Here is a 26,988-nt window from a genome sequence, read left to right as displayed (position 1 = left end):
GTCCAATGCCTGTGGCGAGGGGATTTATCTGTGGCGAGGGGATTTATCCCCGTTGGGCTGCGCAGCAGCCCCAAAAACACGACTCTCGTCGGGAAGTCAGGAAGATGAGGTCATCTATTTTTAGGGGCGCTGCGCAGCCCAGCGGGGATAAATCCCCTCGCCACAGATAAAGCCCCCACCCGGATAAACCCCCACAAAAATAAAAAGCCCCTGTTACAGGGGCTTTCAAATGTGAGGTCAGCGCCGACGCTTGTCGATGGAATACACAAACGGTGCCGTCAGTTCGATGGTGCCGTTGGTCAGCAGCTCCGCTGGTGGCTTGGGCAGCGGTTGGGCGCGGCGGATCATTTCCAGGGTGGCCCGGTCCAGCATCTCTGTGCCGGAACTGCCCACCAATTCGAATGACAACACGTTGCCTTCGGCATCCACCACGAAACGCAGGCGGTTGGTGCCTTCCTTGTTCATCTGCTGGGCCCTGTGCGGGTACTTCTTGTACTTGCCCAAGTGTGCCAGCAGCGTGCCTTGCCAGTTGGCCTTGGCCGCCGTTTGCGCTGGCGACGGGCCAGGCGCCGGTTGCGCGGACTTCTCGGTCGGTGCCTGGGTCGGCGGGGTGTCGCTCGGTTTCTGCTCCGACGGTTGTTCCTTCGGCGGCTCCGGCTTTTTCTCGACCACGGGCTTGGGTTTGGGCGGTTGAGGCTTGGGCTTGGGCTTGACCGGCTTGGGCACGGCGATGTCCGGCTTCGGCGCTTCGGCAAGCTTGGGCAATGGCAGCTCTTCGACCGGCTCGGGCGGTTGCGGCGGTGTGACGACTTTCGGCGGTGCCGGTGGCGGCGGCGCTGGCACCGGCGCCAGCTCGACCATCATCGCCTGGGGAGGCAATTCGATGGGCGGGCGCGTGGTCCAGTTCAGCGCCAGGGCGATGGCGAGCGCATGCACGCCCAGCACCACCGCCAGGCTACCGCTGTAACGCGTCAGCTTTTGGCGCGTCGTGATCATTGCTTGGGCGCCGTCTCGAGTCCGACCAGGCCGACCTTCAGGTAGCCGGCGCTTCGCAGCGCGTCCATCACGCTCATCAGGTCGCCGTAGTCCACGCCTTTATCGGCCTGGAAGAAGATCGTCGTGTCTTTCTTGCCCTGGGTCCTGGCGTCGAGGGTCGCGCCGAGGGCTTCGGCCTTGACCTCGTCTTCGCCCAGGAACAGGCGTTGGTCGGCCTTGACGCTGAGGAACACCGGTTTTTCCGGCCGTGGCGAGGGCTTGGCCGTCGACGCCGGCAGGTCAACCTTGATGTCCACGGTGGCCAGCGGGGCCGCCACCATGAAGATGATCAACAGCACCAGCATCACGTCGATGAACGGCGTGACGTTGATTTCGTGGTTCTCGGCCAGATCGTCGTCTGCGCCTTCTTTCAAATGCAGGCCCATGGCCGATTACCCCACTTTCACCATGTGCGGTTGCGAGCTGCGCTCGGTCGGCAGGTGATCGAGGTCACGACTGACCAGCAGCAGGACTTCGGCCGAAGCGTCGGAGACCTGGGCCTTGTAGCCGGCAATGGAGCGGGCGAATACGTTATAGATGACCACGGCCGGGATCGCCGCGACCAGGCCCAGGGCCGTGGCCAGCAGGGCTTCGGCGATGCCGGGAGCCACGACGGCGAGGTTGGTGGTCTGGGTCTTGGCGATGCCGATGAAGCTGTTCATGATGCCCCAGACGGTGCCGAACAGGCCGACGAACGGCGCGGTGGAACCGATGGTGGCGAGTACGCCGGTGCCGCTGCTCATGTTACGACCGCAGGCAGCGACCAGGCGCTCCAGGCGGAAACTCACGCGTTCCTTGATGCCTTCCTTCTCGCGGCTGTTGGCCGACAGGCGCATCTCTTCGAGTGCGTCATGCACCAGCAGGTTGGCGAGGGTGCCTTCTTTCGCGGCGGTGGCGCTGGCCTCCTTGAGGGTGGCGGCTTTTTTCAGCGCGGCGATTTCACCGCGCAAGCGACGCTTGGCCCCCAACAGCTCGAAGCCTTTGGCGATCCAGATGGTCCAGGTGATGATCGAGGCGATGGCCAGGCCGATCATCACGGCTTTCACGATGACGTCGGCGTTCTGGTACATGCCCCATGGCGACAGGTCGTGGGCCATGCCCAGGGTATTGTCGGCTTCGAGCACCTCAGGGGCCTGGGCCTCGACGGCTGGGGCCGGATCGGTGGCGACCGGCGATGCAACGGGAGCGGCCGGGTCAACAGGCGCCTGGGCAGCGGCCGGTGCGGTGGCTGGGGTTGTGGCCGGTGTCTGTGCATCGGCGAACGCAGCGGCAGGTGCCAGCAGCAGGCTGAACAGCAAGGCGGCTACCGTGCCCCAGGCACGAGGTCGATTGGTTGGCGAAGCGGGGGATAGAGAGCGTTTCATGCTGGCCGGACCTGAGAAAAAAGAAGGTTGATGTTCTTCCAGGCCTCGTCGGGCCGAGAACAAAAGTGGCGAGCATTATTGCAAGTAATTCTTGTTAACAAAAGTAATACAGTAACTTTTTTTCTCACATGGCTAGCCGCTCGTCCCCCACGAAGGCTAGTCTGCGGCTTTGCCAGAGGAGTTCTTGATGTCCGCGCCTTCTGTTTTGATCGCCGGCTGCGGTGATATCGGCGGCCGCCTGGCCAGCCAGTTATTGGCCGAACATTGGCAAGTCCATGGCTTGCGGCGTACGGTTTCGCGCCTGCCGGCCGGCGTCATCGGGGTGGCGGGGGATTTGTTCAACGAGCAATGCCCCGCTGACTGGCCCACCGGGTCGCTGGATTACCTGGTCTACAGCGCCGCGGCCACCGACCATGACGAGGCGGGCTACCGCACGGCCTACGTCGAAGGGTTGCAGCATGTGTTGAGCTGGCTGAAGCAGCATGGGCAGCGGCCCAAGCGCCTGCTGTTCGTGTCCAGTAGCAGCGTCTATGGGCAGCAGCAGGGCGAATGGGTGGATGAAACTTCACCCACCGTGGCCGGCGGTTATTCCGGTCGGCTGATGCTTGAAGCCGAGCAAGTTGCCCTGGACAGCGGCATCCCGGCCAGCCGCGTGCGCCTGACCGGCATCTATGGGCCGGGTCGGGAGTGGCTGCTGAGCCAGGTGCGCCAGGGCTACAGCGTGGTGGAGGATCCGCCCCTGTATGCCAACCGCATCCACGCCGACGACGCGGCGGGCCTGCTGGCCTTTCTGCTGGAAACCGATCGCCAGGGCAAGCCCCTGGAAGACTGCTATATCGGCGTCGACGACACGCCTGCCGCGCTGGCCGACGTGGTGGGCTGGCTGCGCGACTACATGGGGGTCACCCAATGGGCCGAAAACGCCAGTGTCCGCCGCGCCGGTAGCAAACGTTGCAGCAACGCCCGGGCCAAGGCCCTGGGCTGGTCGCCGCGTTATCCGAGTTTTCGCGAGGGGTATGCGGCGATTCTGGAAGGGCGCTGCTGATTCGTCAGCCCCCAAAACAAACTGTGGGAGCGAGCTTGCTCGCGATGAGGCCCAAACAGTCAATATCAAGGTTGGCTGTTATACCGCTATCGCGAGCAAGCTCGCTCCCACAGGGATCGTGCTACTGCTTTTCGAGCACCCACTGTCGGTTGCCCGGCGTGAACGATGGCATTTCATCCGCCAGTGCTGCGTTCACGGTCTGGAAGATTTCCAGCGTCTTGCCATTGCGGGCAAAGATCCAGGTGTTGCCCTGGCCGTTCTGTTGCAACCAGATATTGTCGTTGCCGCCGCTCATGGAAGCGCAATCGCCTGCCAGGCACAGGGCGTAGCGGTCGGCGCCCGGAAGGCCGCTGACCTGGCCATCGGGCTGGAACTGTACGGTGGCGCCTTGGCCGGGGCCGCTGAGAATGTTCCAGGTGCCACCCAGGTAGGCGGCGTACAGGGTGCGTTCGAAACTGGCACCGAGAGGGGCGCCTTCCGGTACCTGCATGTGCGCGCGGTCGAAGACTTGTTCGGGCTCGTTCTCGGTGGCGGCCTGGTTCAGTTGGTCGCCGTCGCGCTTGAGTTCGCTGGCGGAGCTGCCGTAGAAGTCGACCTTCCAGGCGCCGTCTTCTTCACCCAGCAGCTTGCCTTCGACGTTTTCAAAACCATTGGTGTAGCGCGCCTGGCCGGCCCGGGTGTTGACGTCCCATTCCAGGTTCGGGCCGTAGGCCTGTAGCGCTTCGCGCAGCGGACCGCCCTTGGCGGCAGCGTCGATGGCGGCCTGGTTGATCCAGGTGCCGCTGATGTCACGGTCGGCAGGGTCGCTGGCGCAGCCGGCCAGGAGGAAGGCGAGCAGCGGGAGAGCAAGCGCTTTGCGCATGGTGGAGTCCTTTCAAAACGAAAACGGCGCAGCGGGAGACGCTGCGCCGGCCTTGTTACTCGATGACCAGGATGGCATCCATCTCGACCTGCGCGCCCTTGGGCAGCGCGGCTACGCCGATGGCGGCGCGGGCAGGGTAGGGCTGCTCGAAGTACTTGCCCATGATCTCGTTGACCTTGGCGAAGTGGCTCAGGTCGGTGAGGAAGATGTTGAGCTTGACGATGTCCTTGAACGAACCACCGGCCGCCTCGGCCACGGACTTCAGGTTTTCGAACACTTGCACGGTCTGGGCTTCGAAGCCTTCCACCAGCTCCATGGTTTTCGGGTCCAGTGGGATCTGGCCCGACATGTATACGGTGTTGCCGGCCTTGATCGCCTGGGAATAAGTGCCGATGGCGGCCGGGGCCTTGTCGCTGGTGATAACGGTCTTGGTCATGAGGACTCCTTGCTAAGGGTGGGCTACGCGCGCATCCGGGTGATACGGATAACGCCGGCCAGGGCGCGCAGTTTCTTGATCACGCGGGCCAGGTGCACACGGTCGTGCACGCTGACCACCAATTGGACGACGCTGATGCGGCCATCGCGCTCGTCCATGCTGATTTTTTCGATATTGCCGTCGGCAGCGTTGACGCTGCTGGCCAGCAGCGCGATCAGGCCGCGCTGGTGCTCCAGTTCGACCCGCAGCTCGACGTTGAATTCGCCGGTGACATCCTTGGCCCAGGAGAGCTGGATGCATTTTTCCGGGTTGTGGCGGATTTCGCTGATGTTGCGGCAGTTGTCCAGGTGCACGACCATCCCTTTGCCGGCGGACAAATGGCCGACAATCGGGTCGCCCGGGATCGGCGTGCAACACTTGGCATAACTGAGCACCAGGCCCTCGGTGCCGCGAATCGCCAGCGGGCCTTCGGGGCTTGGCAGTTGTTCGCCTTCGCCGAGCAGGCGACGGGCGACGACATAGGCCATGCGATTGCCCAGGCCGATGTCCTCGAGCAGGTCTTCGATCAATTCGAGACGGTATTCGTGGAGCATCACCTGCACGCGCTCGCCTGGAATCTTGTCCAGTGCGCTGTCGAAACCGTTCAGGACCTTGTTCAGCAGGCGTTCGCCGAGGCTGATGGATTCGGAGCGACGTTGCAGCTTCAGTGCGTGGCGGATGTGCGTCCGGGCCTTGCCGGTGACCACGAAGTTGAGCCACGCCGGGTTGGGCCGTGCGCCGGGGGCGCTGACGATCTCCACCGTGGAGCCGCTTTGCAGCGGCTCGGACAACGGTGCCAGGCGGCGGTTGATACGGCAGGCGATGCAGCTGTTGCCGACGTCGGTGTGTACGGCGTAGGCAAAGTCCACGGCCGTGGAGCCCTTGGGCAGCTCCATGATCCGGCCCTTGGGCGTGAAGACGTAGACCTCGTCCGGAAACAGGTCGATCTTCACGCTCTCGATGAATTCCAGGGAGTTGCCGGCGCGCTGCTGCATTTCCAGCACGCCCTTGACCCACTGTCGGGCGCGGGCGTGGGTGCTCTTGGGTTGTTCGTCACCGCTGGACTTGTAGAGCCAGTGGGCGGCGATGCCGTTGTTGGCCATCTCTTCCATTTCGCGGGTGCGGATCTGGATTTCGATCGGGACGCCGTGCATGCCGAACAAGGTGGTGTGCAACGACTGGTAGCCGTTGGCCTTGGGGATCGCGATGTAATCCTTGAAGCGCCCTGGCAACGGTTTGTACAAATTATGTACAGCGCCCAGCACGCGGTAGCAGGTGTCGACCTTGTCGACGATGATCCGGAACGCGTAGACGTCCATGATCTCGTTGAAGGCCCGACGCTTGCCGCGCATTTTCTTGTAGATGCCGTAGAGGTGTTTCTGTCGCCCGCTGACTTCGCCTTCGATGCCGTCGATGGCCAGGCAGTGGCTCAGGGACTCTTCGATCTTGTTGACGATTTCCTTGCGGTTGCCCCGGGCGCGCTTGACGGCCTGGTTGATCCGCGCCGAACGCATCGGGTGCATGGCCTTGAAGCCCAGGTCTTCGAACTCGATGCGGATCGCATGCATGCCCAGGCGATTGGCAATGGGGGCGTAGATTTCCAGGGTTTCCTTGGCGATGCGCCGGCGTTTTTCGCCGGACAGCACTTCCAGGGTGCGCATGTTGTGCAGGCGGTCGGCGAGCTTGACCAGGATCACGCGGATGTCGCGGGCCATGGCCATGGCCATTTTCTGGAAATTCTCGGCCTGGGCTTCGGCCTTGGTCTCGAAGTTCATCTGGGTCAGCTTGCTGACCCCGTCGACCAGTTCGGCCACGGTTTCGCCGAACTGCGCTTGCAGCGCTTCCTTGGCAATGCCGGTGTCTTCGATCACGTCATGCAGCATCGCGGCCATCAGGCTCTGATGGTCCATGTGCATGTCGGCAAGAATATTCGCCACCGCAAGGGGATGCGTGACGTACGCCTCGCCGCTGCGGCGGCGCTGGCCGTCGTGGGCTTGTTCGGCGTAGAAATAGGCTCGGCGGACCAGGTTGACCTGGTCCGTGCCGAGGTAGGCCGATAAGCGATCGGCGAGGGCGTCTATGCTCGGCATGATGATGACTCCTGCCGTTTGCTGTGACCCTGCGCCGTGCTACGTCGACCAGGCATAGGCTTAGACCGCCTCGTTGGACTCGTCCTCGAACGCTGCGAACAGCGGTTCGTCTTCGACGATTTCAGCGTTGGCGATGAACTCGTAGCTCATCAGGCCTTCGGCGATTTCACGCAGCGCTACCACGGTAGGCTTGTCGTTTTCCCACTGGACCAATGGCTCTTTGCCGCCGGTGGCCAGTTGACGGGCACGCTTGGTAGAGAGCATGACCAGCTCAAAGCGGTTTTCCACGTGTTCTAGGCAGTCTTCAACGGTTACGCGGGCCATGGTATTCCTCGGAGCGAATGCAATATGCGCGCTGCCCGGTTGGGCGAGCGGACTCGACAGTTTAAAAAAACACCAGCGTTTAGGGAAGCGCTGATTTTTTAACCAAACCCCTCGGCGCGCTGCGAGTACCAATGTAAAGCCGTCGCAGCGGTTTTGGGAAGGGCTGTTCAGCCCAACAGTTCGGCCAATAATTTACCGAAACGTTGTTGCTGGCGTTTCTGTTGCAGCTGGCTGGCGCGGAAAATCGCCTTCAGATCGTCCAGCGCGTGGGCAAAATCGTCGTTGATGATCAGGTAATCGTAGTCGACGTAGTGGCTCATTTCGCTGACCGCTTCACGCATCCGGCCTTCGATGATGTCGTCGCTGTCCTGGCCGCGGTTGGTCAGGCGCTGGCGCAAGGCCTGCTGGCTCGGCGGCAGGATGAAGATCGAACGGGCCTGGGGCATCAGTTTGCGCACCTGCTCGGCGCCTTGCCAGTCGATTTCCAGGATCAGGTCATGGCCCTCGTCCAGGGTCTGCTGCAGGTAGCTTTGCGAGGTGCCATAAAGGTTGCCGAAGACTTCGGCACGCTCCAGGAAGTCGCCGTGCTCGGCCATCTTCACGAACTCTTCGCGGTCGACGAAGTGATAGTTCACGCCGTTCACTTCGCCTGGGCGCATGGCACGGGTGGTGTGGGACACGGAGACGCGGATCTGCGGCTCGGCGTCGATCAGCGCCTTGACCAGGCTGGTCTTGCCGGCGCCCGAGGGCGCGGAAATGATGTAGAGAGTGCCGGTGCTGTGGGTCATGTGGTTAGCCTTACTCAATGTTCTGCACTTGTTCGCGCATTTGCTCGATCAACACCTTGAGGTTGACCGCCGCCTGGGTGCTGCGCGGGTCGAAGGCTTTGGAGCCCAGTGTATTGGCTTCGCGGTTGAGTTCCTGCATCAGGAAGTCCAGGCGGCGACCGGCCGCACCGCCGGACTTGAGCACCCGGCGAACTTCGATGATGTGGGTGCTCAGGCGATCCAGTTCTTCGGCCACGTCGCTCTTTTGCGCGAGCATGACCATTTCCTGTTCCAGCCGTTGTGGGTCCAGTTCGGCCTTCATGTCGGCGAAGCGGTCGAGGACCTTCTGGCGCTGGGTGGCGAGCATCTGCGGGACCAGCTCGCGCAGGGTGCTGACGTCTGCTTCGATGGAGGTCAGGCGCTCGTTGATCAGCCGGGCCAGCTCCGCGCCTTCACGCTCGCGACCGGCCTTGAGTTCCTTGAGCCCCTCATTGAACAGCGCCATCGCCTCGGCGTTCAACGCTTGCGGGTCGCTCGCATCACCCACCAGCACGCCGGGCCAGGCCAGGATTTCCAGTGGGTTCAGGGCGGCGGGGTGCTTGATCAGGCTGGCGACGGTTTCGGCGGCGGCGACCAATTGCGCGGCGCGCTCGCGGTCCACTTGCAGGGTTTTGCCCGTGCTTTCTTCGATGAAACGCAGGGTGCATTCCAGCTTGCCCCGGGACAGGCCCTGGCGCAGCGCTTCGCGCACGCCGCCTTCCAGGTCCCGGAAGGATTCGGGCAGGCGCAGGTGGGGCTCCAGGTAACGACTGTTGACCGAGCGCAGTTCCCAGCTCAGCGTACCTTGGGCCCCGGCTTTCTCGACGCGGGCGAAGGCGGTCATGCTGTGCACCATGGGAGTTCCTCGCAATGCAGGCCGGCCACAACCAAGGGGTGTGGGGGGCCGGGGATCTGTGGGTAGATGCTGAAGGGCAGCAAAGGCGCAGGATTGTAGCGCAGTGGGACGCAAGCGCCCAAACAGCTGCGGCAACAAAGCACAGCAGCCCGTCGGGCGGGCTTTTGAGCCGCTTCGCGCGCGCTGGCTTTTTAGAACTGCGCCACGTTTAACTGCCCTATCACGGTTCACGGCTCTATAATGCTCGGCAGTTTTCCGTCCCCTGTACAGGTATTCCCTATGAAACGTCCAAGTGGTCGCGCTGCCGATCAGCTTCGCTCGATCCGCATTACCCGCAACTACACCAAACACGCCGAGGGATCTGTACTGGTCGAATTCGGTGATACCAAGGTCATCTGCACCGTCAGCGTCGAAAACGGCGTGCCACGGTTCCTCAAAGGGCAGGGCCAGGGCTGGCTGACCGCCGAATACGGCATGCTGCCGCGCGCCACCGGTGAGCGGAACCAGCGTGAGGCCAGCCGTGGCAAGCAGGGCGGTCGGACCCTGGAAATCCAACGCCTGATCGGCCGTTCGCTGCGCGCCGCCCTGGACATGTCCAAGCTGGGCGACGTGACGTTGTACGTCGACTGCGACGTGATCCAGGCTGACGGCGGGACGCGTACGGCCTCCATCACCGGGGCCATGGTTGCGCTGGTCGATGCCTTGAAGGTGATCAAGAAGCGCGGCGGCCTCAAGGGCGGCGACCCGCTCAAGCAAATGATCGCCGCCGTGTCCGTGGGCATGTACCAGGGCGAGCCGGTGCTGGACCTGGATTATCTGGAAGACTCCGCCGCCGAGACCGACCTGAACGTGGTCATGACCAGCGCTGGCGGTTTCATCGAGGTCCAGGGTACCGCCGAGGGCGCGCCGTTCCAGCCGGAAGAATTGAACGCTATGCTGGAGTTGGCGAAGAAAGGCATGAACGAAATCTTCGAACTGCAAAAGGCCGCCTTGGCTGACTGATCGATTTCCGCTTCAAGACAAGGAGAGTGTCATGAGTGATGAACAAATCCTGCTGCCCCAGCCGAGCAAAGAGGCGCGTCAATGGGCGATGTTTTGTCACCTGTCCGCCTTGTTGGGGATCTGGATTCCGTTCGGTACGCTGATCGGGCCGCTGGTGCTCTGGCAACTCAAGCGTGAATCCGATCCGTTTATCGATGCCCAGGGCAAGGAAGCGCTGAATTTCCAGATCACGGTGGCGATTGCCTCGGCGATCAGCCTCCTGCTGATGATCGTGGTGATCGGCTTCTTCCTGTTTGGCCTGGTGGCCATCGGTGCGCTGGTGCTGACCATCATTGCCGGGGTCAAGGCCAATGAGGGGCAGCCGTATCGGTACCCGTTTACCTGGCGACTGGTTAAATAACGATCGGCAACCTGGCCTTTGTGGGAGCGAGCTTGCTCGCGATGGCGGCGGGCTAGTCAGCATTGATGCTGAACGTTAGGCCCTAATCGCGAGCAAGCTCGCTCCCACAGGGGAAAATGATCGCCCACAAAAAAACCGACATCGACTGTCGGTTTTTTTGTGGCTGCGAAACGACACTCAGATCGTCAGCGTCCAGTCGTAATCCACGATCAGCGGCGCATGCTGCGAGAACCGTGGCTGGCGCGGCAGGCGGGCGCTGCGTACGAAGCGGCGCAGCCCGGGCGTCAACAACTGGTAGTCGAAGCGCCAGCCGAGGTTGAGCATCTCGGCCTGTTCGTTGTCTGGCCACCAGCTGTATTGGTCGCCTTCGCGGCTGACTTCGCGCAGGGCATCGACATACCCCATGTTGCCAATGATCTCGTCCATCCAGGCCCGTTCCGGCGCCAGGAAGCCCGGAGATTGCTGGCTGTCGCGCCAGTTCTTGATATCCAGCTTCTGTTGCGCCACGTACAGCGAGCCACAATAGATGTACTCGCGACGTTTGCGCCGCTGTTTATCCAGGTAACGGGCGAAGTCGTCCATCAACTTGAATTTCTGATTCAAATCTTCATCGCCGTTCTGCCCCGAAGGGAGCAGTAAGGTCGCGATGCTGACCTTGTCGAAATCGGCTTGCAGGTAGCGCCCGTAGCGGTCCGCCGTCTCGAAACCGAGACCGTTGATGACAGCCTTCGGTTGCAGCCGCGAGTACAAAGCCACGCCACCCTGGGCGGGGACTTCGGCATCGCAGGCATAAAGGAAGTAACCATCCAGTTGGAAGGCTGCATCGTCCAGTTCAAAGGCGGAGGCGCGGGTGTCCTGCAGGCAGATGACGTCGGCATTCTGTGCTTGCAGCCAACTGAGCAAACCACGCTCGACTGCAGCCTGAATACCATTGACGTTCACACTGATGATCCGCATAAATGGCCCCAAAAATCACGTGCGTGTATGATACACGCCGTGTACCTATTTAGCTAAATCCGCGGTATTTGAGGCTTTTTTCATGCAGGCGTATCAGCGCGATTTCATTCGCTTTGCCATCGATCGCGGCGTTTTGCGCTTCGGTGAATTCACCCTCAAGTCCGGGCGCACCAGCCCGTACTTCTTCAATGCCGGGCTGTTCAACACCGGTTCCGCCCTGGCGCAGTTGGGTCGTTTCTATGCGGCGGCCATCGTCGAGAGCGGCATCCCGTTCGACGTGCTGTTCGGCCCGGCCTACAAAGGCATCCCATTGGCCGCCACCACCGCCGTCGCCCTGGCCGAACACCATGGCCGCGACCTGCCTTGGTGCTTCAACCGCAAGGAAGCCAAGGCCCACGGCGAAGGCGGCAGCCTGGTTGGCGCGCCGCTGACCGGCGATGTGCTGATCATCGACGACGTAATCACCGCCGGCACCGCCATTCGCGAAGTGATGCAGATCATCGGTTCCCAGGACGGCGCCAAGGCTGCTGGCGTGCTGATCGCCTTGAACCGCCAGGAGCGCGGCAACGGTGAACTGTCGGCGATCCAGGAAGTGGAACGCGATTTCGGCATCCCAGTGATCAGCATCGTGTCGCTGAACCAGGTGTTGGAATTTTTGGCCGACGATCCGCAACTCAAGCAGCATTTGCCGGCGGTCGAGGCTTATCGCGCGCAGTTTGGTGTCTAAAAGGCTTGCGCCAAGCCTTGTGGGAGCGAGCTTGCTCGCGATAGCGGCTTATCATTCAGCATTCTATTGACTGACCCACCGCTATCGCGAGCAAGCTCGCTCCCACAGTCGTCAGACAAAAAAAGACCCCGCTCAACCAGGTTGAGCGGGGTCTTTTTTTACCAGAATCGCTTAAGGACGCTTGCGATTGCTGATCAACGTACCCACGCCGGTGTCGGTGAAGATCTCCAGCAGGATCGCATTCGGTACGCGACCGTCGATGATCAGCGAGCTGCCAACGCCGCCTTGTACCGCTTCCAGCGCGCAGCGAATCTTCGGCAGCATGCCGCCGTAGATGGTGCCGTCGGCGATCAGGTCATCGACCTGTTGCGTCGACAACCCGGTCAGGACCTTGCCGGTCTTGTCCATCAGGCCGGCAATGTTGGTCAGCAGCATCAGCTTCTCGGCTTTCAGTGCCTCGGCCACCTTGCCCGCCACCAGGTCGGCATTGATGTTGTACGACTCGCCGTTGGCGCCCACGCCGATGGGCGCGATCACCGGGATGAAGTCGCCCTTGACCAGCAGGTTCAGCAGATCGGTATTGATACCGACCACTTCGCCCACGTGACCGATGTCGATGATTTCCGGCTGGGTCATCTCCGGTGTCTGGCGGGTGACGGTGAGTTTCTTCGCCCGGATCAGCTCGGCGTCCTTGCCCGTCAGGCCAATGGCGCTACCGCCATGACGGTTGATCAGGTTGACGATGTCCTTGTTGACCTGGCCGCCAAGGACCATTTCCACCACATCCATGGTCTGCGCGTCGGTCACGCGCATGCCGTCGATGAAGTGGCTCTCGATCGACAGGCGCTTGAGCAGGTCACCGATTTGCGGGCCGCCACCGTGGACCACCACCGGGTTGATGCCCACGGCCTTCATCAGCACGATGTCGCGGGCGAAGCCGGTCTTGAGCTCCTCGCTTTCCATCGCGTTGCCGCCGTATTTGATCACCAGGGTCTTGCCGACGTAGCGTCGGATATAAGGCAACGCTTCGGACAGGACCTTGGCGGTGTTGGCGGCGGCTTCGCGTTCGAGGGTCATTCAGGGCTCCGGTAGTGCTTCAAAAAATCAAAACGGTAGTTGGAGATCAGGTGCAACACGTTTGAGTTGGGTGTGGAACACATCCTTGATGCGCTGCAGTTCAGCCTCGTTGTCGGCCTCGAAACGCAGCACCAGCACCGGTGTGGTGTTGGAGGCGCGAACCAGGCCCCAGCCTTGTGGGTAGTCGACCCGTACACCGTCGATGGTGGTCAGTTCGGCGCCTTCGCCCCACTGGGCGTCGTGCAGTGCATCAATGATGCTGAATTTGCTCTCTTCGGTCACATGGATATTGATTTCTGGCGTAGAAATATCGTTCGGGAAGGTCGCGAACAGCGCTTCGGCGCTGGATTTTTCCTTGCTGAGGATTTCCAGCAGGCGCGCGGCGCTGTAGATGCCGTCGTCAAAACCGAACCAGCGTTCCTTGAAGAAGATGTGGCCGCTCATTTCGCCGGCCAGCAGGGCGCCGCTTTGTTTCATTTTCTTCTTGATCAACGAGTGACCGGTTTTCCACATCAGTGGACGGCCGCCATATTCCTTGATCAGCGGCACCAGGCGACGGGTGCATTTGACGTCGAAAATGATCTCGGCATCCGGGTTGCGCGCCACCACGTCCTTGGCGAACAGCATCAGCAGGCGGTCCGGGAACACGACGCTGCCGGTATTGGTCACCACGCCCACGCGGTCGCCGTCGCCGTCGAAAGCCAGGCCCAGGTCGGCGTTGGTTTCCTTGACCTTGGCGATCAGGTCTTGCAGGTTTTCCAGCTTGCCCGGGTCCGGATGGTGGTTGGGGAAGTTGCCGTCGACCTCGCAGAACAGTGGGATGACCTCGCAGTTCAGGGCTTCGATCAGTTGCGGGGCGATCACGCCGGCCGCGCCGTTGCCGCAATCGACCACCACTTTCAGGCGCCGGGCGAGCTTCACGTCCTTGACGATCTCGTCGTTGTAGCGCTCAAGAATGTCGACCTTGGTCACGCTGCCCTGGCCGCTGCTCAGGTCGTTGGTCTTGAGACGGGTGTGCAGGGCCTGGATCTGCTCGTTGGCAAGGGTGTCGCCGGCGATGACGATCTTGAACCCGTTGTAGTTCGACGGGTTGTGGCTGCCGGTGAGCATGACCCCGGATTTGCCGGCCAGCACGTTGGCGGCGTAGTACAGCGCCGGTGTCGGCACCAGGCCCACGTCGCTGACATGGCAGCCGCTGTCGGCAATGCCTTTGATCAATTGTTCGACCAGCTCGGGGCCCGACAAGCGGCCGTCACGGCCGACGCATACGTTCGGTTCGCCTTGGGCCAGGCTCTGGGAGCCAATGGCGCGACCGATCCAGTAGGCGGTTTCGGCGGTGAGGGTTTCCGGTACCACGCCACGGATGTCGTAGGCGCGGAAAATGCTCTCGGGGAAGATCGGGGCAATTGCGGCTGGGGTGTTCATGGGCGGGGCGCTCTATCAGGAAAGTGACTGGACAGGCCGACACTGGGTGTCGGCAGGCTCAAGCTGAAGGGTATGACGGCGTTTTCGACAGAGAGTTCGTGGTGGGAAATTGCCATGAGACAGCGTTACCCCGGCCTGGCTCGCCTAATACATTGATTCCGGATGGGAAACCTAGCAGAAAGCCATTGCGCATTTTTTGCCCTGAAACAGAAGCTTAACAAACGGGCCGGGCAGGATGCCCGGCCCGGATCGCGGGCTCATTGGCTGCCGGAATGCCCGAAACCGCCGACGCCGCGCTGGCTCTCGTCGAACGCCTCGACCAGCTCGAAGTGAGCCTGGACCACCGGCACCAACACCAGCTGCGCGATGCGTTCGCCCACGGCAATGTTGAAGGCCGTTTGGCCGCGGTTCCAGCACGACACCATCAGTTCGCCTTGGTAGTCGGAATCGATCAGGCCCACCAGGTTGCCCAGCACGATGCCATGCTTGTGGCCCAGGCCCGAGCGGGGCAGGATCAGCGCGGCCAGGCCCGGATCGCCGATGTACACCGACAGGCCGGTCGGGATCAGCAGGGTCTGGCCAGGTTCCAGGATCGTGTCCTGCTTGAGCATCGCCCGCAGGTCGAGGCCGGCGGAGCCCGGTGTGGCGTATTGCGGCAGCGGGAATTCGCTGCCGATGCGTGGGTCGAGGATCTTGGCTTGTAGGGCGTGCATGACATTAAACCTGGTTCAGACGTTCGGCGATGAAAGTGATCAGCTGGCGGGCAATCTTGCTCTTGCTGGTCTGGGCGAAAAGCGTGGCGTGCAACTGGCGGTCGATCACGCTGCAGGCGTTTTCTTCGCTGTTGAAGCCGATGCTCGGGTTGGCGACGTCGTTGGCGACGATCAAGTCGAGGTTCTTGTCCTTGAGCTTGCGGGCGGCGTAATCGAGCAGGTGTTCGGTCTCGGCGGCGAAGCCGACACTGAACGGACGGTCGGGGCGAGTGGCGATGCTGGCCAGGATGTCCGGGTTGCGCACCATTTGTAGTAGCAGGCCGTCGCCGCTTGTAGGGTCTTTCTTCAATTTTTGCGGGGCAACGACTTCGGGGCGATAGTCCGCTACCGCTGCCGAGGCGATGAACAGGTCACAGGGGATGGCCGCTTCGCAGGCCGCGAGCATGTCCCGGGCACTGACCACGTCGATGCGCGTGACCCGGTCCGGCGTCGGCAAGTGCACCGGGCCGGTGATCAGCGTCACCCGGGCGCCGGCTTCCACGGCGGCTTCGGCCAGGGCGAAGCCCATTTTCCCGGAGCTGTGGTTGGTGATGTAGCGCACCGGGTCGATGTTTTCCTGGGTCGGTCCGGCGGTGATCAGTACGTGCTTGCCAGTCAGGGCCTGGCGCTGGAAGCAGTCGGCGGCGCACTGGGCCAGGTCCGTGGCTTCGAGCATGCGGCCCATGCCGACATCGCCGCAGGCCTGGCTGCCGGAGGCCGGGCCGAAGACTTTCAGGGCGCGGCTTTCCAGCAATTGCAGGTTGGCCTGGGTGGCCGGGTCGCGCCACATGGCCTGGTTCATGGCCGGTGCAACAGCCACCACGGCGTCGGTGGCGAGCACCAGGGTGGTCAGCAGGTCGTCCGCGATGCCTTGGGCCAGGCGGGCGATCAGGTCGGCCGTGGCTGGCGCGATCAGCACCAGGTCGGCCCATTTGGCCAGTTCGATATGGCCCATGGCGGCTTCGGCCGCCGGGTCGAGCAAGTCCAGGTGGACCGGGTGCCCGGACAGGGCTTGCAGGGTCAGTGGGGTAATGAACTCGCTGCCGCCACGGGTCATCACGACCCGTACTTCCGCGCCCTGGTCGATAAGCCTGCGAACCAGCTCGGCACTCTTGTAGGCGGCAATGCCGCCGCCGACGCCCAGAACGATGCGTTTCCGATACAGCCGCTGCATAGGCCTGCCTTTCGATTTTCAGTGGTCAGTGCAAGGCGATCCCCTTGGCAGCAGCCTGCCCGGGTACACATCGCCTGCAAAAAAGATGGGCTACGATATCACAGCGACCGCTACGGAACAGCGGCGCCCACAATCAGGGAGATGCCATGAGTATTCGCGATTGGCCCGCGTCCGAGCGGCCGCGGGAGAGGTTATTGGCGCTGGGGGCGGGGAGTCTTTCGGACGCCGAGCTGCTGGCGATTTTTTTACGCACCGGCGTGTCCGGTAAAAGCGCGGTGGACCTGGCGCGACAACTGTTGATTCAATTTGGCAGTCTGCGGGCGTTGCTGGAAGCGGATCAGATCACGTTCAGCAATCACATGGGGCTGGGGCCGGCGAAGTTTGCCCAACTGCAAGCGGCCCAGGAAATGAGCCGTCGGCATTTGGCTGAGCGGACACGGGAAAAGACCCCGCTGGAAAGCCCGCTCGCGGTTCGTGAGTACCTGAAGTCCATGCTGCGCCACGAACCCCATGAGGTGTTCGGTTGCCTGTTTCTCAATTCCAAGCATCAGGTGCTGACCTTCGAGGCGCTGTTCCGCGGCTCTATCGACAGCGCCAGTGTCCATCCCCGGCAAGTGGTCAAGCGCGCCCTGGCCCACAACGCCGCCGCATTGATCCTGTGCCACAACCACCCCTCCGGCAACACCGAGCCCAGCCAGGCCGACCGGGTGCTCACCGAGCGGCTCCAGGAGGCCCTGGAGTTGATCGATGTGCGGGTGCTCGACCATTTCATCGTCGGCGATGGGGAGCCGCTGTCGATGGCGGAGTGTGGGTGGATGTAGGCGCGATCTGACGATACGAAACCTTTTTTGTGGGAGCGAGCTTGCTCGCGATGGCGACAGGTCTGTCACATCGACTTTGACTGACACACCGCTATCGCGAGCAAGCTCGCTCCCACCGGAGGGCGCTGTGGGCTGGGGTTACTTGAGGCTCACCTTGGCGTAATCCTGGCGCCCGAACGGGCTCACCGCATAACCCTGCACATCCTTGCGGGTGAGGGCGAAGGCGGTCGGATGCGCCAGGGGCAGCCACAGGGCCTGCTGCTGGATCTGGGCCTGGGCCTGCTCGTAGAGCTTGGCGCGCACGCCTTGTTCGCCGGTGGTCTTGCCGGCACTGATCAGTTTGTCCAGGTCGGGGTTGCAGTAACGGGCGAAGTTAGTGCCGGACTTCACCGCCGCGCAGGAAAACTGCGGCGTGAGGAAGTTGTCCGGGTCGCCGTTGTCGCCGGCCCAGCCCATGAACAGCAGGTCATGTTCGCCGGCCTTGGCGCGGCGGATCAGTTCGCCCCATTCGATCACGCGGATTTCCGCCTGGATGCCGATCTCCGCCAGGTCCGACTGCAGCAGTTGCGCGCCCAGGCTCGGGTTGGGATTGAGCAGGCTGCCGGAGGGGCGGGTCCAGAGGGTGGTCTTGAAGCCTTCCTTCAAACCGGCCTTGGCCAGCAACTCACGAGCCTTGGCCGGGTCATGGGCGTAGCCCGGCAAGTGCTTGGCGTAACTCCAGGTGTTCGGTGGATAAGGACCGCTGGCGGCTTCGGCGGTGCCTTCGAAGACGGTCTTGAGGTAGCTGGCCTTGTCGAAGGCCAGGTTGATGGCCTGGCGCACCTCAGGCTTGTCCAGTGGCGGATGCTGGCTGTTGATCGCCACGAACGCGGTCATGAAGGCGTCGGTCTGGGCCACGTTCAGGGTCGGCTCCTGCCGGGCGGCCTGCACGTCCAGTGGCTTGGGTGACAGGGCGATCTGGCATTCGTTGCGGCGTAGCTTCTGCAAGCGTACGTTGGCATCCGGCGTGATGGCGAAGATCAGCGGGTCTACTTGAGGCTTGCCGTCGAAATAGGCGTCGTTGGCCTTGTAGCGGATCGACGCGTCCTTCTGGAACCGGTTGAAAATGAACGGGCCGGTGCCGATCGGCTGGTTGTTGAGTTTTTCCGGCGTGCCGGCCTGCATCAACTGATTGGCGTACTCGGCCGAATAAATGGAGGCAAAGCCCATGCTCAACGTCGCCAGGAAGGTCGAATCGGCATGGTCGAGGGTGAAACGCACGGTCAGCGGGTCCAGGGCGTCGATTTTCTTGATCAGCGCCGGCAATTGCATGGACTGGGCATGGGGGAAGCCGCTTTGCGCAACCTTGTGCCACGGGTTGGCCGGGTCGAGCATGCGTTCGAAGCTGAACTTCACGTCCTCGGCGGTCAGGTCGCGGCGTGGCGTGAAGTAATCGGTGCGGTGGAACTTGACCTGTGGCCGCAGCTTGAACACGTAGGTCAGGCCGTCGGTGGAGACTTCCCATCGCTCGGCCAGGCTGGGGACCACTTTGCCGCTGGCGGTGTCGAAATCCACCAGGCGATTCATCAGCACGTCGGCGGAGGCGTTGGTGGTGGTCAGGGAATTGTACTGGACGACATCGAACCCTTCCGGGCTGGCTTCGGTGCAGACGCTCAGGGCGGCGGCCAAGGCCTGCGGGGTGATCAGCAGAGGGGCGAGCAACAAAGGTAGGGCAGCGAGGCGCATGGTCGGTTTCCTGTGCAAGTCGAAGGCCCATCTGCAAGCGCAGTCTGGAAAAGGCCTACCCTAGTGGGCTCGCTGCCAAATGACTATCCCCTTTTTGCATTTTCCGGCACGCTGCGACGACGTATGGGTGGCCTTGACCTGTCGCAAGTGAAAAAAACCTGCGTGCAGCGACGAGCGGTAAAGGGCCATGCCAGCCTCTGCCCCAGCCGTCCGGGGCGGCTGGACGATGATTTTCCAGGAAGACAAATCACATCGGCTGTTGTTGCACTGTGGTCTTTCTGGTATAAAGCAGCGCTCTTTTCTAGGGGCCCGGTTCCTTCACTGTAGGTGTAGCCGGTAAGACCCTTAAAGAAACGCGGCGCCTGGCGCCAAATGACTGAGAGATTAAGCGGCCAACCCATGCCGGGTTGGGCATGTGGTTTTAGAGGGCTGAGGCATGTCGAGAGTCTGTCAAGTTACCGGTAAGGGTCCGGTGACTGGGAATAACATTTCCCACGCAAACAACAAAACCCGTCGTCGTTTCCTGCCGAACCTGCAGCATCACCGCTTCTGGGTTGAAGAAGAGAAACGTTTTGTGCGTCTGCGCGTATCTGCCAAAGGCATGCGCATCATCGACAAGCGTGGCATCAGTGTCGTGCTGGCCGAACTTCGTCGCGATGGCAAGGTTTAAGGGAGCTAATCATGCGTGAATTGATTCGTTTGATCTCGAGCGCCGGTACTGGTCACTTCTACACTACCGACAAGAACAAGCGTACTACCCCGGACAAAATCGAGATCAAGAAATATGATCCGGTTGTTCGCAAGCACGTGATCTACAAGGAAGGCAAAATCAAGTAATTGATTTTTCCCTCTTACGAAAAAGGCCCGTATCGCGAGATACGGGCCTTTTTTGTTGCGTCTGTTTCAGGCTGAAACGTCAGCGCTGACTTGGGTCAGCCGCAGTTTATGCTGACGATGATCCTGTCGGCATTGGTGTGCAGGTTGATGCGTCGCGGACGCAGATCCCAGCTCGTCGGATACGTCGGGCCTGTGGCGCGAACGGGAGCCCCATTGGCCAGGGCGCGAACCTCTTCGAGCAACTCGGGGGTGCACTTTTGGCCGATGGTGTATTGGGCGATGGCCAGATCGCATTGTTCGGGTAAGACGGGCATGTTGCCTCCTTGCAAACATTCATAGGGTCTGGGCGCTCACCTGCCGGGTTGGCCGCACGTCCTGTGCGTTGCCGTTGCGACGATAAAATGCGTGACGCCCGGGGCAGTTTTATCTGCCCTGGCGGTCATCGACCAGTGAAAGAGTGTCAGCTGCTTTTTCAACAGGGCTCAAGCCTTCTGCTCGAACACCACATAGATCTTGCGGCACGGCTCCAGCACTTCCCAGGTCCCCTTGAACCCGGCCGGGATCACGAAGCGGTCACCGGCCCGTAGGGTCTTGGCGTTGCCCTCGTTGTCCCGCAGCACGGAAACACCCTGAACGATCTCGCAGTATTCGTGCTCGGTGTAATTGACCGTCCACTGGCCGACCGCGCCTTCCCATACGCCCGCGTTCATTTGCCCACAAGGGCTGCTGTAGTGGTTGAACACGGCCTGTTCGGGATCGCCCTTGAACACCTTGGCCGGGTCAGGGCGATAACGTTCGGCAGTGGTATTGGCCTGGCTGAAGTCGACGATGTCCTGAATGCTCATGCGGGTGATCCCCAGTGATCGCTTGGAAGGCCTCGAGTCTATGTTTATTAAAACGAACATCGCAAGGCTGTTTGCCGCGGTTGTGTCAAATATATTGAAACTTGACCGGCCCCTGGTTTAGGGTGACGGGTGCCCCGTACCCATTACAGCGCCGAACGGCGCCGAAAGCAGGCTGGCCGGGCAGAATTCTTTTGAGCGCTGCGCATTGCGCGGCGTTCGTACTCAATAAGAGGAGGACACACGCATGACCACCCTGACTCGTACCGATTGGGAACAACGCGCCCGCGACCTGAAGATCGAAGGCCGCGCCTTCATCAACGGTGAGTACACCGATGCGGTGTCCGGCGAAACCTTCGATTGCCTCAGCCCGGTCGATGGCCGTGTGCTGGGCAAGGTCGCCAGCTGCGACGTGGCCGACGCCCAGCGGGCCGTCGAAAATGCCCGCGCCACCTTCAACTCCGGCGTCTGGTCGCGCCTGGCACCCAGCAAGCGCAAGACCACCATGATCCGTTTCGCCGGCCTGCTCAAGCAGCATGCCGAAGAACTGGCCCTGCTTGAAACCCTGGACATGGGCAAGCCGATCAGCGACTCCCTGAACATCGACGTGCCTGGCGCGGCCCAAGCGTTGAGCTGGAGCGGTGAAGCCATCGACAAGCTCTACGATGAGGTGGCGGCCACCCCGCACGACCAACTGGGGTTGGTGACCCGCGAGCCGGTGGGTGTCGTGGGCGCTATCGTCCCGTGGAACTTCCCGTTGATGATGGCCTGTTGGAAGCTCGGCCCGGCGCTGTCCACCGGTAACTCGGTGGTGCTCAAACCGTCGGAAAAATCCCCGTTGACCGCCATCCGCATCGCCGCGCTGGCGATCGAGGCCGGCATTCCGAAAGGCGTGCTGAACGTGCTGCCAGGCTACGGCCACACGGTCGGCAAGGCCCTGGCCCTGCATATGGACGTCGATACGCTGGTGTTTACCGGCTCCACCAAGATCGCCAAGCAACTGATGATCTATTCCGGCGAATCCAACATGAAGCGCATCTGGCTGGAGGCGGGCGGCAAGAGCCCTAACATCGTGTTCGCCGATGCCCCGGACCTGCAAGCCGCCGCAGAATCCGCCGCCAGCGCCATCGCCTTCAACCAGGGCGAAGTCTGCACCGCCGGCTCGCGACTGTTGGTGGAGCGCTCCATCAAGGACACGTTCCTGCCGTTGGTGATCGAAGCCCTCAAGGGCTGGAAGCCGGGCAACCCCCTGGACCCGGCCACCAATGTCGGTGCCCTGGTCGATACCCAGCAGATGAACAACGTGTTGTCCTACATCGAAGCCGGCCACAGCGACGGCGCCAAACTGGTGGCCGGTGGCAAGCGTATCCTTGAAGAAACCGGCGGCACGTATGTCGAACCGACGATTTTCGACGGTGTGAGCAACGCCATGAAAATCGCCCAGGAGGAGATTTTCGGCCCGGTGTTGTCGGTCATCGCTTTCGACACCGCCGAGCAGGCCATCGAGATCGCCAACGACACGCCCTATGGGCTGGCCGCAGCGGTATGGACCAAGGACATCTCCAAGGCGCACTTGACCGCCAAGGCCCTGCGTGCCGGCAGTGTATGGGTCAATCAGTACGACGGCGGCGACATGACCGCGCCGTTTGGTGGCTTCAAGCAATCGGGTAACGGTCGCGACAAGTCGCTGCATGCGTTCGACAAGTACACCGAGCTGAAGTCGACCTGGATCAAGCTCTGATCCTTTGTGGGAGCGGGCTTGCTCGCGAAGGCGGTTAACATCAACGGCTAAGTTGACTGACACCCCGCTTTCGCGAGCGAGCCCGCTCCCACACTGGTCGAGGATGAGCGCAAGATTTGCGGTAGACACACATCCCCTGTGGGAGCGGGCTTGCTCGCGAAGCGGTTTAACATTCAACAGCTAGTTGATTGACACTCCGCCTTCGCGAGCAAGCCCGCTCCCACAATATTTTGAGTGATACCTGCACCGATAACCCTCCACAGGAGCGTGGAAATGCGTTGGGCAACCTATTTCGCTGTGTTGGCGTCTGTCCTGAGCGTCGGCTTGGCCTTGGGCGTGAGCATGCCGCTGGTGTCGCTGCGCCTGGAGGGCTGGGGTTATGGCTCGTTCGCCATTGGTGTGATGGCTGCCATGCCGGCCGTGGGGGTGTTGCTCGGGGCCAAGGTGTCGAGCCGGCTGGCGGCGCGGTTCGGTACGGCGGCGCTGATGCGTCTGTGCCTGTGGGGCGGCGCGGTGTCCATCGGGCTGCTGGCGTTGCTGCCCAGTTATCCGGTCTGGTTGCTGCTGCGCCTGATGATTGGTGTGGTCCTGACCGTGGTGTTCATTCTGGGTGAGAGCTGGATCAATCAACTGGTCATTGAAAAATGGCGTGGGCGGCTGGTGGCCCTGTACGGCAGCAGCTACGCCCTGAGCCAGTTGTCCGGCCCGTTGCTGTTGGGCGCGCTGGGGACCGATCATGACTACGGGTTCTGGGTGGGCGTCGGCCTGCTGTTGCTCGCTCCCTTGTTGTTGCTGGGCCGTAGCGGTGCGCCGAGCAGCGAGGCCGGCAGCGTCACGTTTGGTGATTTGTGGACGTTTTGCCGCGGCTTGCCAGCGATTGCCTGGGCGGTCTCGTTGTTCGCTGCGTTCGAGGCGATGATCCTTACGTTGTTGCCGGTGTATTGCCTGCGCCAGGGCTTCACGGCCGACATTGCGTTGGCGATGGTCAGCACTGTGGTGGTCGGAGATGCCTTGCTGCAGTTGCCCATCGGCGCACTGGCCGATCGCGTGTCTCGCCGTGCCCTGTTGACGGGGTGCGCGGTGGCGTTGATGTTATCGAGCCTGGCGGTTCCGCTGCTGATCGACACGTTGCTGATCTGGCCATTGTGGGTGCTGTTCGGCGCCAGCGCGGGCGGTTTGTTCACGTTGTCGCTGATCCTGATCGGCGAGCGTTACCGTGACGATGCGCTGGTGCGGGCCAACGCCCATATCGCGCAGCTATGGGGGCTCGGTTGCCTGATTGGCCCGCTGGTGGCGGGGGCGGGTAGCCAATGGGTCAGCGGACATGCGTTGCCTCTGTTCATGGCGGCCGGGGCGTTCGGGCTGGTGATCCTGCTGTTGCGCCAAGGGGCGTTCGGGGCCACCCAAACGGCCTGAGCCCCCTGTCTGTTTAACCGGGGACATGAATGACCTGTGGCGAGGGGGGGATCTCCACAGGTTTGTGCAGGCCTATAGCATCCGCTCCAACCCGATCATCGTGGCGAACCAGGCATTGAAGCGGCGCCACCAACTGCCCGGTTCGCGGCCAAGGTCGTGGGTCTGGCCGTTGTCTTCGGTGGTCCACACAAGCGTTCCATCTTCCAGCCTGGCCTGATAACTCAGGGCGGGTGCCATGCCTTGCAAGGCCAGCTCACGGACTTGGCTGGCCAGCTCGGGGCTGTCCACCAGCACGCCGACTTCGGTGTTCCATAGCACTGAACGCGGGTCGAAATTGAACGAGCCGATGAAGGATTTCTGCTGGTCGAAGATGATCGCCTTGCTGTGCAGGCTGGAGTCCGATTCGCCGTAGGACTTGCTGTAGAACAGGTGCGGGCTGCTGCCGGTGTCGCCCGGTTGTCGGCGCAACTCGAACAGGCGCACGCCATGTTGCAGCAAGGCCTTGCGGTACGGCGCATAGCCGCCGTGCACGGCGGGTACGTCGGTGGCCTCCAGGGAGTTGGTCAGCAGGCTCACCGACACGCCGGCATCGGCGCGACTGGTCAGGTACACCAGGCCAGGCTGGCCGGGAACGAAGTAGGCCGAAATCATGATCAATTCTTTGCTGACGCCCGTCAGTTCGGGAGCCAGTTGGGTGGTCAGCAGCAGTTGCGGGTCCGGTTCGTCCTTGGCCAGCACTTTGCTGGGTGCGTCCCACAGCGCCTGGTTCCAGGCCCAGATCAACTGGTCGCGCCAAGTGTCCAGGCGTGGTTGGGTCTTGTAGGCGGTCAATTGCTGGTAGAGCGCGTGGTTTTCCTTGTGGGTCTGTTCCAGGGACTCTTGCAAGCGCAGGCGGCTGTTGGCCAGGTCCTTGGACGTGGGTCGGTGGGACAGGAACTGTTCGATGGGCTTGCTCAAGGCGCTGTTCCAGTACTGGTCGAAACTGTGCCCCAGTTGTTCGGCCACCGGCCCGACGCCGAGCAGGTCGATGTCGGTGAAGTTCAGGTTGGGTTCGGCGTCGAAATACTCATCGCCCAGGTTGCGCCCGCCGACGATGGCCATGCTGTTGTCGGCCAGCCACAACTTGTTGTGCATCCGCCGGTGTTGCAGCGACAAGTTGAACAGGCGCCCGAGGCTGCGGGTCACGCCAGTGGCGCGGCCCAGGTGCAGTGGGTTGAACAGGCGAACCTGGATCTGCGGGTGTGCGGCGAGGGTGGCGATAATCTGGTCCTGGCCATCGCTGGTGGTGTCATCCAGCAGGATCCGTACACGCACGCCGCGGTCGGCCGCCTTGAGCAATTCATCCACCAGCATTCGCGTGCTGATGCCGTCATGGACAATGTAGTACTGCAAATCCAGGCTGGCTTGGGCGTGGCGAATCAGCTCGGCCCGGGCGGTGAAAGCCTCGGTGCTGTCCGACAGCAGTCGAAACCCCGAGCGCCCTTCATGGGGGGCGGCCTGGGCCTGGACCGAGCGGCCAAACGAGGACTCGGTGGCAGGCAAGGCCTGGGAAGGCTCGCGGGTGACATCAAGACCGGCGCAACCGCTCAACAACGAGGCGACTAACAGCAGCGTAGGCAGGATCGGTCTGGATCTCACGTAGGATCGTTCCGCTTGTTCACATTGATCGGCTGTTGGGTGCTGCTTCCCTGAGTAAAGTTCAGACGGCGTGGTGCAGGGTTTCGTTCAACAGCACGGTGGCGGCCGCTCCGACTTTGCGTACAGCCTCTTCGATCTGGGCGGTTGGCTTGGCAGCGTAGTTCATCCGCAGGCAGTTGCGGTACTTGCCCGATGCCGAAAAAATGCTGCCGACGGCGACCTGTACGCCTTGCTCCAGCAGGACCCGATTGAGTTTGAGCGTGTCGAACCCGTCGGGTAATTCGATCCACAGCATGAAACTGCCTCGCGGGCGACTGGCGCGGGTGCCCGATGGAAAATAGCGGCTGACCCAGTCGATCATCACGTCGCGATTGCGTTGGTATTGCGTGCGCATGCGCCGCAAGTGAGGTTCGAAATGCCCGCCCTTGAGAAACTCGGCAATGGCGATCTGCGGCTGTGGCGCGGTGGAGCCGGTGCTGATGTATTTCATGTGCAGCACCCGCTCCAGGTACCGGCCTGGCGCGACCCAGCCAATGCGCAGGCCGGGCGCCAGGGTCTTGGAGAATGAACTGCAGAGCAGGACGCGGCCGTCTTCATCGAAGGATTTGATGGTGCGTGGGCGGGGGTACGTGTAAGCCAATTCCCCATACACATCATCTTCGATAATCGCCACGTCAAAGCGCTGTGCCAGGTTCAGCAGCGCGCGTTTATTGGCGTCAGGCATGATGTAGCCCAGCGGGTTATTGCAACTGGGGGTCAACTGTATGGCCTTGATGGGCCATTGCTCCAGGGCCAGTTCCAGTGCATCCAGGCTGATGCCGGTAAGTGGGTCGGTGGGGATTTCCAGTGCCTTCATGCCCAGGCCCTTGAGGGTCTGCATGGCCCCGTGAAAGCTGGGTGAGTCCACCGCGACGATGTCGCCTTGTTCGCAGGTGGCGCGGATGCTGACCGACAGGGCTTCGTGACAGCCAGTGGTGACGATCAAGTCGTTGGCCCCCAGTTGGCAGCCAGAGTCCAGCGACAGCCGGGCGATCTGTTCACGCAGCGCGAGGTTGCCGTAGATGTTGTCGTAATACAGGCCTGGCATGTCTTGCCGGCGGCTGATCTGCGCCAGGCTGCGCAGCAGTGGTTTCATGGTTGGCGAGTGGATATCCGGCATGCCGCGTCCCAGCTGCACCACCTCCGGGCGTGGTACGGCGCGTATCAGCTCCAGCACCTGGTCCCACTGGGAAATATCCACGGGACGCTGGGCCGGACGGCCTACCACCGGCAGGTCCGGCAATTCGCGGCCCACGGGTACGAAGTAGCCGGACTTGGGGCGCGGCATCGCCAGTCCACTGTCCTCCAGCACACGATAAGCCTGCTGCACCGTACTCAAGCTGACCCCATGTTCCGTGCTCAATGCCCGCACTGACGGCAGCCGGTCGCCGGGGCGATAGAAGCCCTGTTCGATGCGGGTGCCGAGCAATTCGGCGAGGTTCACGTAGAGGGTCATGGTGCGCTCCGATGAGATGGACAACTGCGACCAATACAGTTGGGGTTGAAAATGACGATTCAGTAGGGGAATCAGCGAATCTGTATGCTTATAAAAGAAATA

The 26,988-nt window shown here is 62.0% G+C and carries 27 protein-coding genes and 1 pseudogene; 9 read left to right on the top strand and 19 right to left on the bottom strand.

The features are described from left to right. Positions 1-237 precede the first annotated feature (237 nt). From ACMTA2_RS00200 to exbB, 3 genes are read right to left on the bottom strand one after another with little or no spacing between them, the layout of a single operon-like run. Positions 238-996, bottom strand: a complete 759-nt coding sequence (locus ACMTA2_RS00200) for an energy transducer TonB (protein ID WP_413793216.1) — start codon at positions 994-996, stop codon at positions 238-240. Further along, a complete protein-coding gene (exbD, locus tag ACMTA2_RS00195; protein ID WP_413793215.1) occupies positions 993-1,421 on the bottom strand; it encodes a TonB system transport protein ExbD in 429 nt (142 codons plus the stop codon). The genes ACMTA2_RS00200 and exbD overlap by 4 nt, the downstream gene beginning before the upstream one ends. Before the next feature lie 6 nt (positions 1,422-1,427). Next, positions 1,428-2,399, bottom strand: a complete 972-nt coding sequence (gene exbB, locus ACMTA2_RS00190; RefSeq protein WP_413793214.1) for a tonB-system energizer ExbB — start codon at positions 2,397-2,399, stop codon at positions 1,428-1,430. 187 nt (positions 2,400-2,586) lie between these two features. Here exbB and ACMTA2_RS00185 point away from each other — a divergent pair, with 187 nt between their 5' ends. Further along, positions 2,587-3,444, top strand: coding sequence for an SDR family oxidoreductase (locus ACMTA2_RS00185; RefSeq protein ID WP_413793213.1), 858 nt, complete (start codon positions 2,587-2,589; stop codon positions 3,442-3,444). 121 nt (positions 3,445-3,565) lie between these two features. On the opposite strand, the gene ACMTA2_RS00180 is transcribed toward ACMTA2_RS00185, so the two are convergent. From ACMTA2_RS00180 to ACMTA2_RS00155, 6 genes are all read right to left on the bottom strand, one after another. After that, entirely contained in the window at positions 3,566-4,306 is a 741-nt protein-coding gene (locus tag ACMTA2_RS00180) for a hypothetical protein (protein ID WP_413793212.1), read from the bottom strand. 55 nt (positions 4,307-4,361) lie between these two features. Then, positions 4,362-4,742, bottom strand: a complete 381-nt coding sequence (locus ACMTA2_RS00175; protein ID WP_003176922.1) for a RidA family protein — start codon at positions 4,740-4,742, stop codon at positions 4,362-4,364. A 23-nt stretch (positions 4,743-4,765) separates the two neighbouring features. Then, a complete protein-coding gene (gene spoT, locus ACMTA2_RS00170; RefSeq protein ID WP_413793211.1) occupies positions 4,766-6,871 on the bottom strand; it encodes a bifunctional GTP diphosphokinase/guanosine-3',5'-bis pyrophosphate 3'-pyrophosphohydrolase in 2,106 nt (701 codons plus the stop codon). 60 nt (positions 6,872-6,931) lie between these two features. Then, on the bottom strand, positions 6,932-7,195 hold the full coding sequence (rpoZ, locus tag ACMTA2_RS00165) for a DNA-directed RNA polymerase subunit omega (protein WP_003177259.1): 264 nt from the start codon (positions 7,193-7,195) through the stop codon (positions 6,932-6,934). Positions 7,196-7,362: 167 nt separating this feature from the next. Then, on the bottom strand, positions 7,363-7,983 hold the full coding sequence (gmk, locus tag ACMTA2_RS00160; RefSeq protein ID WP_003206877.1) for a guanylate kinase: 621 nt from the start codon (positions 7,981-7,983) through the stop codon (positions 7,363-7,365). 10 nt (positions 7,984-7,993) lie between these two features. Then, a complete protein-coding gene (locus ACMTA2_RS00155) occupies positions 7,994-8,857 on the bottom strand; it encodes a YicC/YloC family endoribonuclease (protein WP_413793210.1) in 864 nt (287 codons plus the stop codon). A gap of 279 nt (positions 8,858-9,136) precedes the next feature. On the opposite strand from ACMTA2_RS00155, the gene rph reads away from it, so the two are divergent. Then, positions 9,137-9,859 carry a ribonuclease PH gene (rph, locus tag ACMTA2_RS00150; protein WP_003177262.1) on the top strand — a complete coding sequence of 241 codons (723 nt, stop codon included), beginning with the start codon at positions 9,137-9,139 and terminating at the stop codon, positions 9,857-9,859. 31 nt (positions 9,860-9,890) lie between these two features. Continuing rightward, on the top strand, positions 9,891-10,259 hold the full coding sequence (locus ACMTA2_RS00145; RefSeq protein WP_413793209.1) for a DUF4870 domain-containing protein: 369 nt from the start codon (positions 9,891-9,893) through the stop codon (positions 10,257-10,259). Between the two features lie 177 nt (positions 10,260-10,436). Here ACMTA2_RS00145 and crc read toward each other — a convergent pair whose 3' ends face one another. Then, complete coding sequence (crc, locus tag ACMTA2_RS00140; RefSeq protein WP_013694557.1) at positions 10,437-11,216, bottom strand: catabolite repression control protein Crc; 780 nt, start codon at positions 11,214-11,216, stop codon at positions 10,437-10,439. Between the two features lie 82 nt (positions 11,217-11,298). On the opposite strand from crc, the gene pyrE reads away from it, so the two are divergent. Then, positions 11,299-11,943 (top strand): orotate phosphoribosyltransferase, encoded by a 645-nt coding sequence (pyrE, locus tag ACMTA2_RS00135; protein WP_413793208.1) that lies wholly within the window; start codon positions 11,299-11,301, stop codon positions 11,941-11,943. 171 nt (positions 11,944-12,114) lie between these two features. On the opposite strand, the gene argB is transcribed toward pyrE, so the two are convergent. The 4 genes and pseudogenes from argB to coaBC all read right to left on the bottom strand — a co-directional run bounded on the left by argB (position 12,115) and on the right by coaBC (position 16,371). After that, the gene (argB, locus tag ACMTA2_RS00130) at positions 12,115-13,020 is read right to left on the bottom strand and encodes an acetylglutamate kinase (RefSeq protein ID WP_025216133.1); all 906 of its coding nucleotides are present in this window, start codon (positions 13,018-13,020) and stop codon (positions 12,115-12,117) included. Positions 13,021-13,047: 27 nt separating this feature from the next. Next, positions 13,048-14,451, bottom strand: a pseudogene (locus ACMTA2_RS00125) (phosphomannomutase/phosphoglucomutase); the annotation flags it as partial. Between the two features lie 251 nt (positions 14,452-14,702). After that, on the bottom strand, positions 14,703-15,158 hold the full coding sequence (dut, locus tag ACMTA2_RS00120) for a dUTP diphosphatase (RefSeq protein ID WP_413793207.1): 456 nt from the start codon (positions 15,156-15,158) through the stop codon (positions 14,703-14,705). Between the two features lie 4 nt (positions 15,159-15,162). Then, positions 15,163-16,371, bottom strand: a complete 1,209-nt coding sequence (gene coaBC, locus ACMTA2_RS00115; protein ID WP_411385953.1) for a bifunctional phosphopantothenoylcysteine decarboxylase/phosphopantothenate--cysteine ligase CoaBC — start codon at positions 16,369-16,371, stop codon at positions 15,163-15,165. A gap of 146 nt (positions 16,372-16,517) precedes the next feature. Between coaBC and radC the strand changes: the two genes are divergently transcribed. Then, positions 16,518-17,192 (top strand): RadC family protein, encoded by a 675-nt coding sequence (radC, locus tag ACMTA2_RS00110; RefSeq protein WP_413793206.1) that lies wholly within the window; start codon positions 16,518-16,520, stop codon positions 17,190-17,192. Positions 17,193-17,330: 138 nt separating this feature from the next. Here radC and ACMTA2_RS00105 read toward each other — a convergent pair whose 3' ends face one another. Then, on the bottom strand, positions 17,331-18,917 hold the full coding sequence (locus ACMTA2_RS00105) for an ABC transporter substrate-binding protein (protein ID WP_413793205.1): 1,587 nt from the start codon (positions 18,915-18,917) through the stop codon (positions 17,331-17,333). Positions 18,918-19,353: 436 nt separating this feature from the next. Here ACMTA2_RS00105 and rpmB point away from each other — a divergent pair, with 436 nt between their 5' ends. Together rpmB and rpmG are read left to right on the top strand one after the other, a co-directional pair. Further along, positions 19,354-19,587, top strand: coding sequence for a 50S ribosomal protein L28 (gene rpmB / locus ACMTA2_RS00100; protein ID WP_003177273.1), 234 nt, complete (start codon positions 19,354-19,356; stop codon positions 19,585-19,587). 11 nt (positions 19,588-19,598) lie between these two features. Continuing rightward, positions 19,599-19,754, top strand: coding sequence for a 50S ribosomal protein L33 (rpmG, locus tag ACMTA2_RS00095; protein ID WP_003177274.1), 156 nt, complete (start codon positions 19,599-19,601; stop codon positions 19,752-19,754). Between the two features lie 95 nt (positions 19,755-19,849). Here rpmG and ACMTA2_RS00090 read toward each other — a convergent pair whose 3' ends face one another. Both ACMTA2_RS00090 and ACMTA2_RS00085 read right to left on the bottom strand, forming a co-directional pair. Further along, positions 19,850-20,068 (bottom strand): peptidase inhibitor, encoded by a 219-nt coding sequence (locus tag ACMTA2_RS00090; protein WP_413793204.1) that lies wholly within the window; start codon positions 20,066-20,068, stop codon positions 19,850-19,852. A gap of 168 nt (positions 20,069-20,236) precedes the next feature. Next, a complete protein-coding gene (locus ACMTA2_RS00085) occupies positions 20,237-20,599 on the bottom strand; it encodes a cupin domain-containing protein (protein WP_413793203.1) in 363 nt (120 codons plus the stop codon). Positions 20,600-20,843: 244 nt separating this feature from the next. Here ACMTA2_RS00085 and ACMTA2_RS00080 point away from each other — a divergent pair, with 244 nt between their 5' ends. Then, positions 20,844-22,337, top strand: coding sequence for an aldehyde dehydrogenase (locus ACMTA2_RS00080; protein ID WP_413793202.1), 1,494 nt, complete (start codon positions 20,844-20,846; stop codon positions 22,335-22,337). 273 nt (positions 22,338-22,610) lie between these two features. Further along, positions 22,611-23,753: an MFS transporter gene (locus ACMTA2_RS00075; protein WP_413793201.1), complete on the top strand. Its 1,143-nt coding sequence runs from the start codon at positions 22,611-22,613 to the stop codon at positions 23,751-23,753. Positions 23,754-23,825: 72 nt separating this feature from the next. Here the strand turns inward: ACMTA2_RS00075 and ACMTA2_RS00070 are convergent, their stop codons facing one another. Together ACMTA2_RS00070 and ACMTA2_RS00065 are read right to left on the bottom strand one after the other, a co-directional pair. Next, a complete protein-coding gene (locus ACMTA2_RS00070; protein ID WP_413793200.1) occupies positions 23,826-25,391 on the bottom strand; it encodes a phospholipase D family protein in 1,566 nt (521 codons plus the stop codon). A gap of 61 nt (positions 25,392-25,452) precedes the next feature. After that, the gene (locus ACMTA2_RS00065) at positions 25,453-26,886 is read right to left on the bottom strand and encodes an aminotransferase-like domain-containing protein (RefSeq protein ID WP_413793199.1); all 1,434 of its coding nucleotides are present in this window, start codon (positions 26,884-26,886) and stop codon (positions 25,453-25,455) included. Positions 26,887-26,988 lie beyond the last annotated feature (102 nt).

The organism is Pseudomonas medicaginis (assembly GCF_965119365.1).
Taxonomy (GTDB): Bacteria; Pseudomonadota; Gammaproteobacteria; order Pseudomonadales; family Pseudomonadaceae; genus Aquipseudomonas.
Note: the sequence above shows the minus strand (reverse complement) of the source record. Positions and strands in the feature narration are given on the sequence as shown.

Bases quoted from the DNA above. Each gene is read 5' to 3' on its own strand.
- exbD (WP_413793215.1), bottom strand. From the start codon at position 1,421: ATGGGCCTGCATTTGAAAGAAGGCGCAGACGACGATCTGGCCGAGAAC.
- ACMTA2_RS00200 (WP_413793216.1), bottom strand. From the start codon at position 996: ATGATCACGACGCGCCAAAAGCTGACGCGTTACAGCGGTAGCCTGGCG.
- gmk (WP_003206877.1), bottom strand. From the start codon at position 7,983: ATGACCCACAGCACCGGCACTCTCTACATCATTTCCGCGCCCTCGGGC.
- ACMTA2_RS00080 (WP_413793202.1), top strand. From the start codon at position 20,844: ATGACCACCCTGACTCGTACCGATTGGGAACAACGCGCCCGCGACCTG.
- ACMTA2_RS00065 (WP_413793199.1), bottom strand. From the start codon at position 26,886: ATGACCCTCTACGTGAACCTCGCCGAATTGCTCGGCACCCGCATCGAA.
- ACMTA2_RS00180 (WP_413793212.1), bottom strand. From the start codon at position 4,306: ATGCGCAAAGCGCTTGCTCTCCCGCTGCTCGCCTTCCTCCTGGCCGGC.
- ACMTA2_RS00085 (WP_413793203.1), bottom strand. From the start codon at position 20,599: ATGAGCATTCAGGACATCGTCGACTTCAGCCAGGCCAATACCACTGCC.
- ACMTA2_RS00075 (WP_413793201.1), top strand. From the start codon at position 22,611: ATGCGTTGGGCAACCTATTTCGCTGTGTTGGCGTCTGTCCTGAGCGTC.
- ACMTA2_RS00145 (WP_413793209.1), top strand. From the start codon at position 9,891: ATGAGTGATGAACAAATCCTGCTGCCCCAGCCGAGCAAAGAGGCGCGT.
- radC (WP_413793206.1), top strand. From the start codon at position 16,518: ATGAGTATTCGCGATTGGCCCGCGTCCGAGCGGCCGCGGGAGAGGTTA.
- pyrE (WP_413793208.1), top strand. From the start codon at position 11,299: ATGCAGGCGTATCAGCGCGATTTCATTCGCTTTGCCATCGATCGCGGC.
- ACMTA2_RS00185 (WP_413793213.1), top strand. From the start codon at position 2,587: ATGTCCGCGCCTTCTGTTTTGATCGCCGGCTGCGGTGATATCGGCGGC.
- ACMTA2_RS00155 (WP_413793210.1), bottom strand. From the start codon at position 8,857: ATGGTGCACAGCATGACCGCCTTCGCCCGCGTCGAGAAAGCCGGGGCC.
- argB (WP_025216133.1), bottom strand. From the start codon at position 13,020: ATGACCCTCGAACGCGAAGCCGCCGCCAACACCGCCAAGGTCCTGTCC.
- rpmG (WP_003177274.1), top strand. From the start codon at position 19,599: ATGCGTGAATTGATTCGTTTGATCTCGAGCGCCGGTACTGGTCACTTC.
- ACMTA2_RS00090 (WP_413793204.1), bottom strand. From the start codon at position 20,068: ATGCCCGTCTTACCCGAACAATGCGATCTGGCCATCGCCCAATACACC.
- exbB (WP_413793214.1), bottom strand. From the start codon at position 2,399: ATGAAACGCTCTCTATCCCCCGCTTCGCCAACCAATCGACCTCGTGCC.
- dut (WP_413793207.1), bottom strand. From the start codon at position 15,158: ATGCACGCCCTACAAGCCAAGATCCTCGACCCACGCATCGGCAGCGAA.
- ACMTA2_RS00105 (WP_413793205.1), bottom strand. From the start codon at position 18,917: ATGCGCCTCGCTGCCCTACCTTTGTTGCTCGCCCCTCTGCTGATCACC.
- spoT (WP_413793211.1), bottom strand. From the start codon at position 6,871: ATGCCGAGCATAGACGCCCTCGCCGATCGCTTATCGGCCTACCTCGGC.
- ACMTA2_RS00175 (WP_003176922.1), bottom strand. From the start codon at position 4,742: ATGACCAAGACCGTTATCACCAGCGACAAGGCCCCGGCCGCCATCGGC.
- rph (WP_003177262.1), top strand. From the start codon at position 9,137: ATGAAACGTCCAAGTGGTCGCGCTGCCGATCAGCTTCGCTCGATCCGC.
- rpoZ (WP_003177259.1), bottom strand. From the start codon at position 7,195: ATGGCCCGCGTAACCGTTGAAGACTGCCTAGAACACGTGGAAAACCGC.
- rpmB (WP_003177273.1), top strand. From the start codon at position 19,354: ATGTCGAGAGTCTGTCAAGTTACCGGTAAGGGTCCGGTGACTGGGAAT.
- crc (WP_013694557.1), bottom strand. From the start codon at position 11,216: ATGCGGATCATCAGTGTGAACGTCAATGGTATTCAGGCTGCAGTCGAG.
- coaBC (WP_411385953.1), bottom strand. From the start codon at position 16,371: ATGCAGCGGCTGTATCGGAAACGCATCGTTCTGGGCGTCGGCGGCGGC.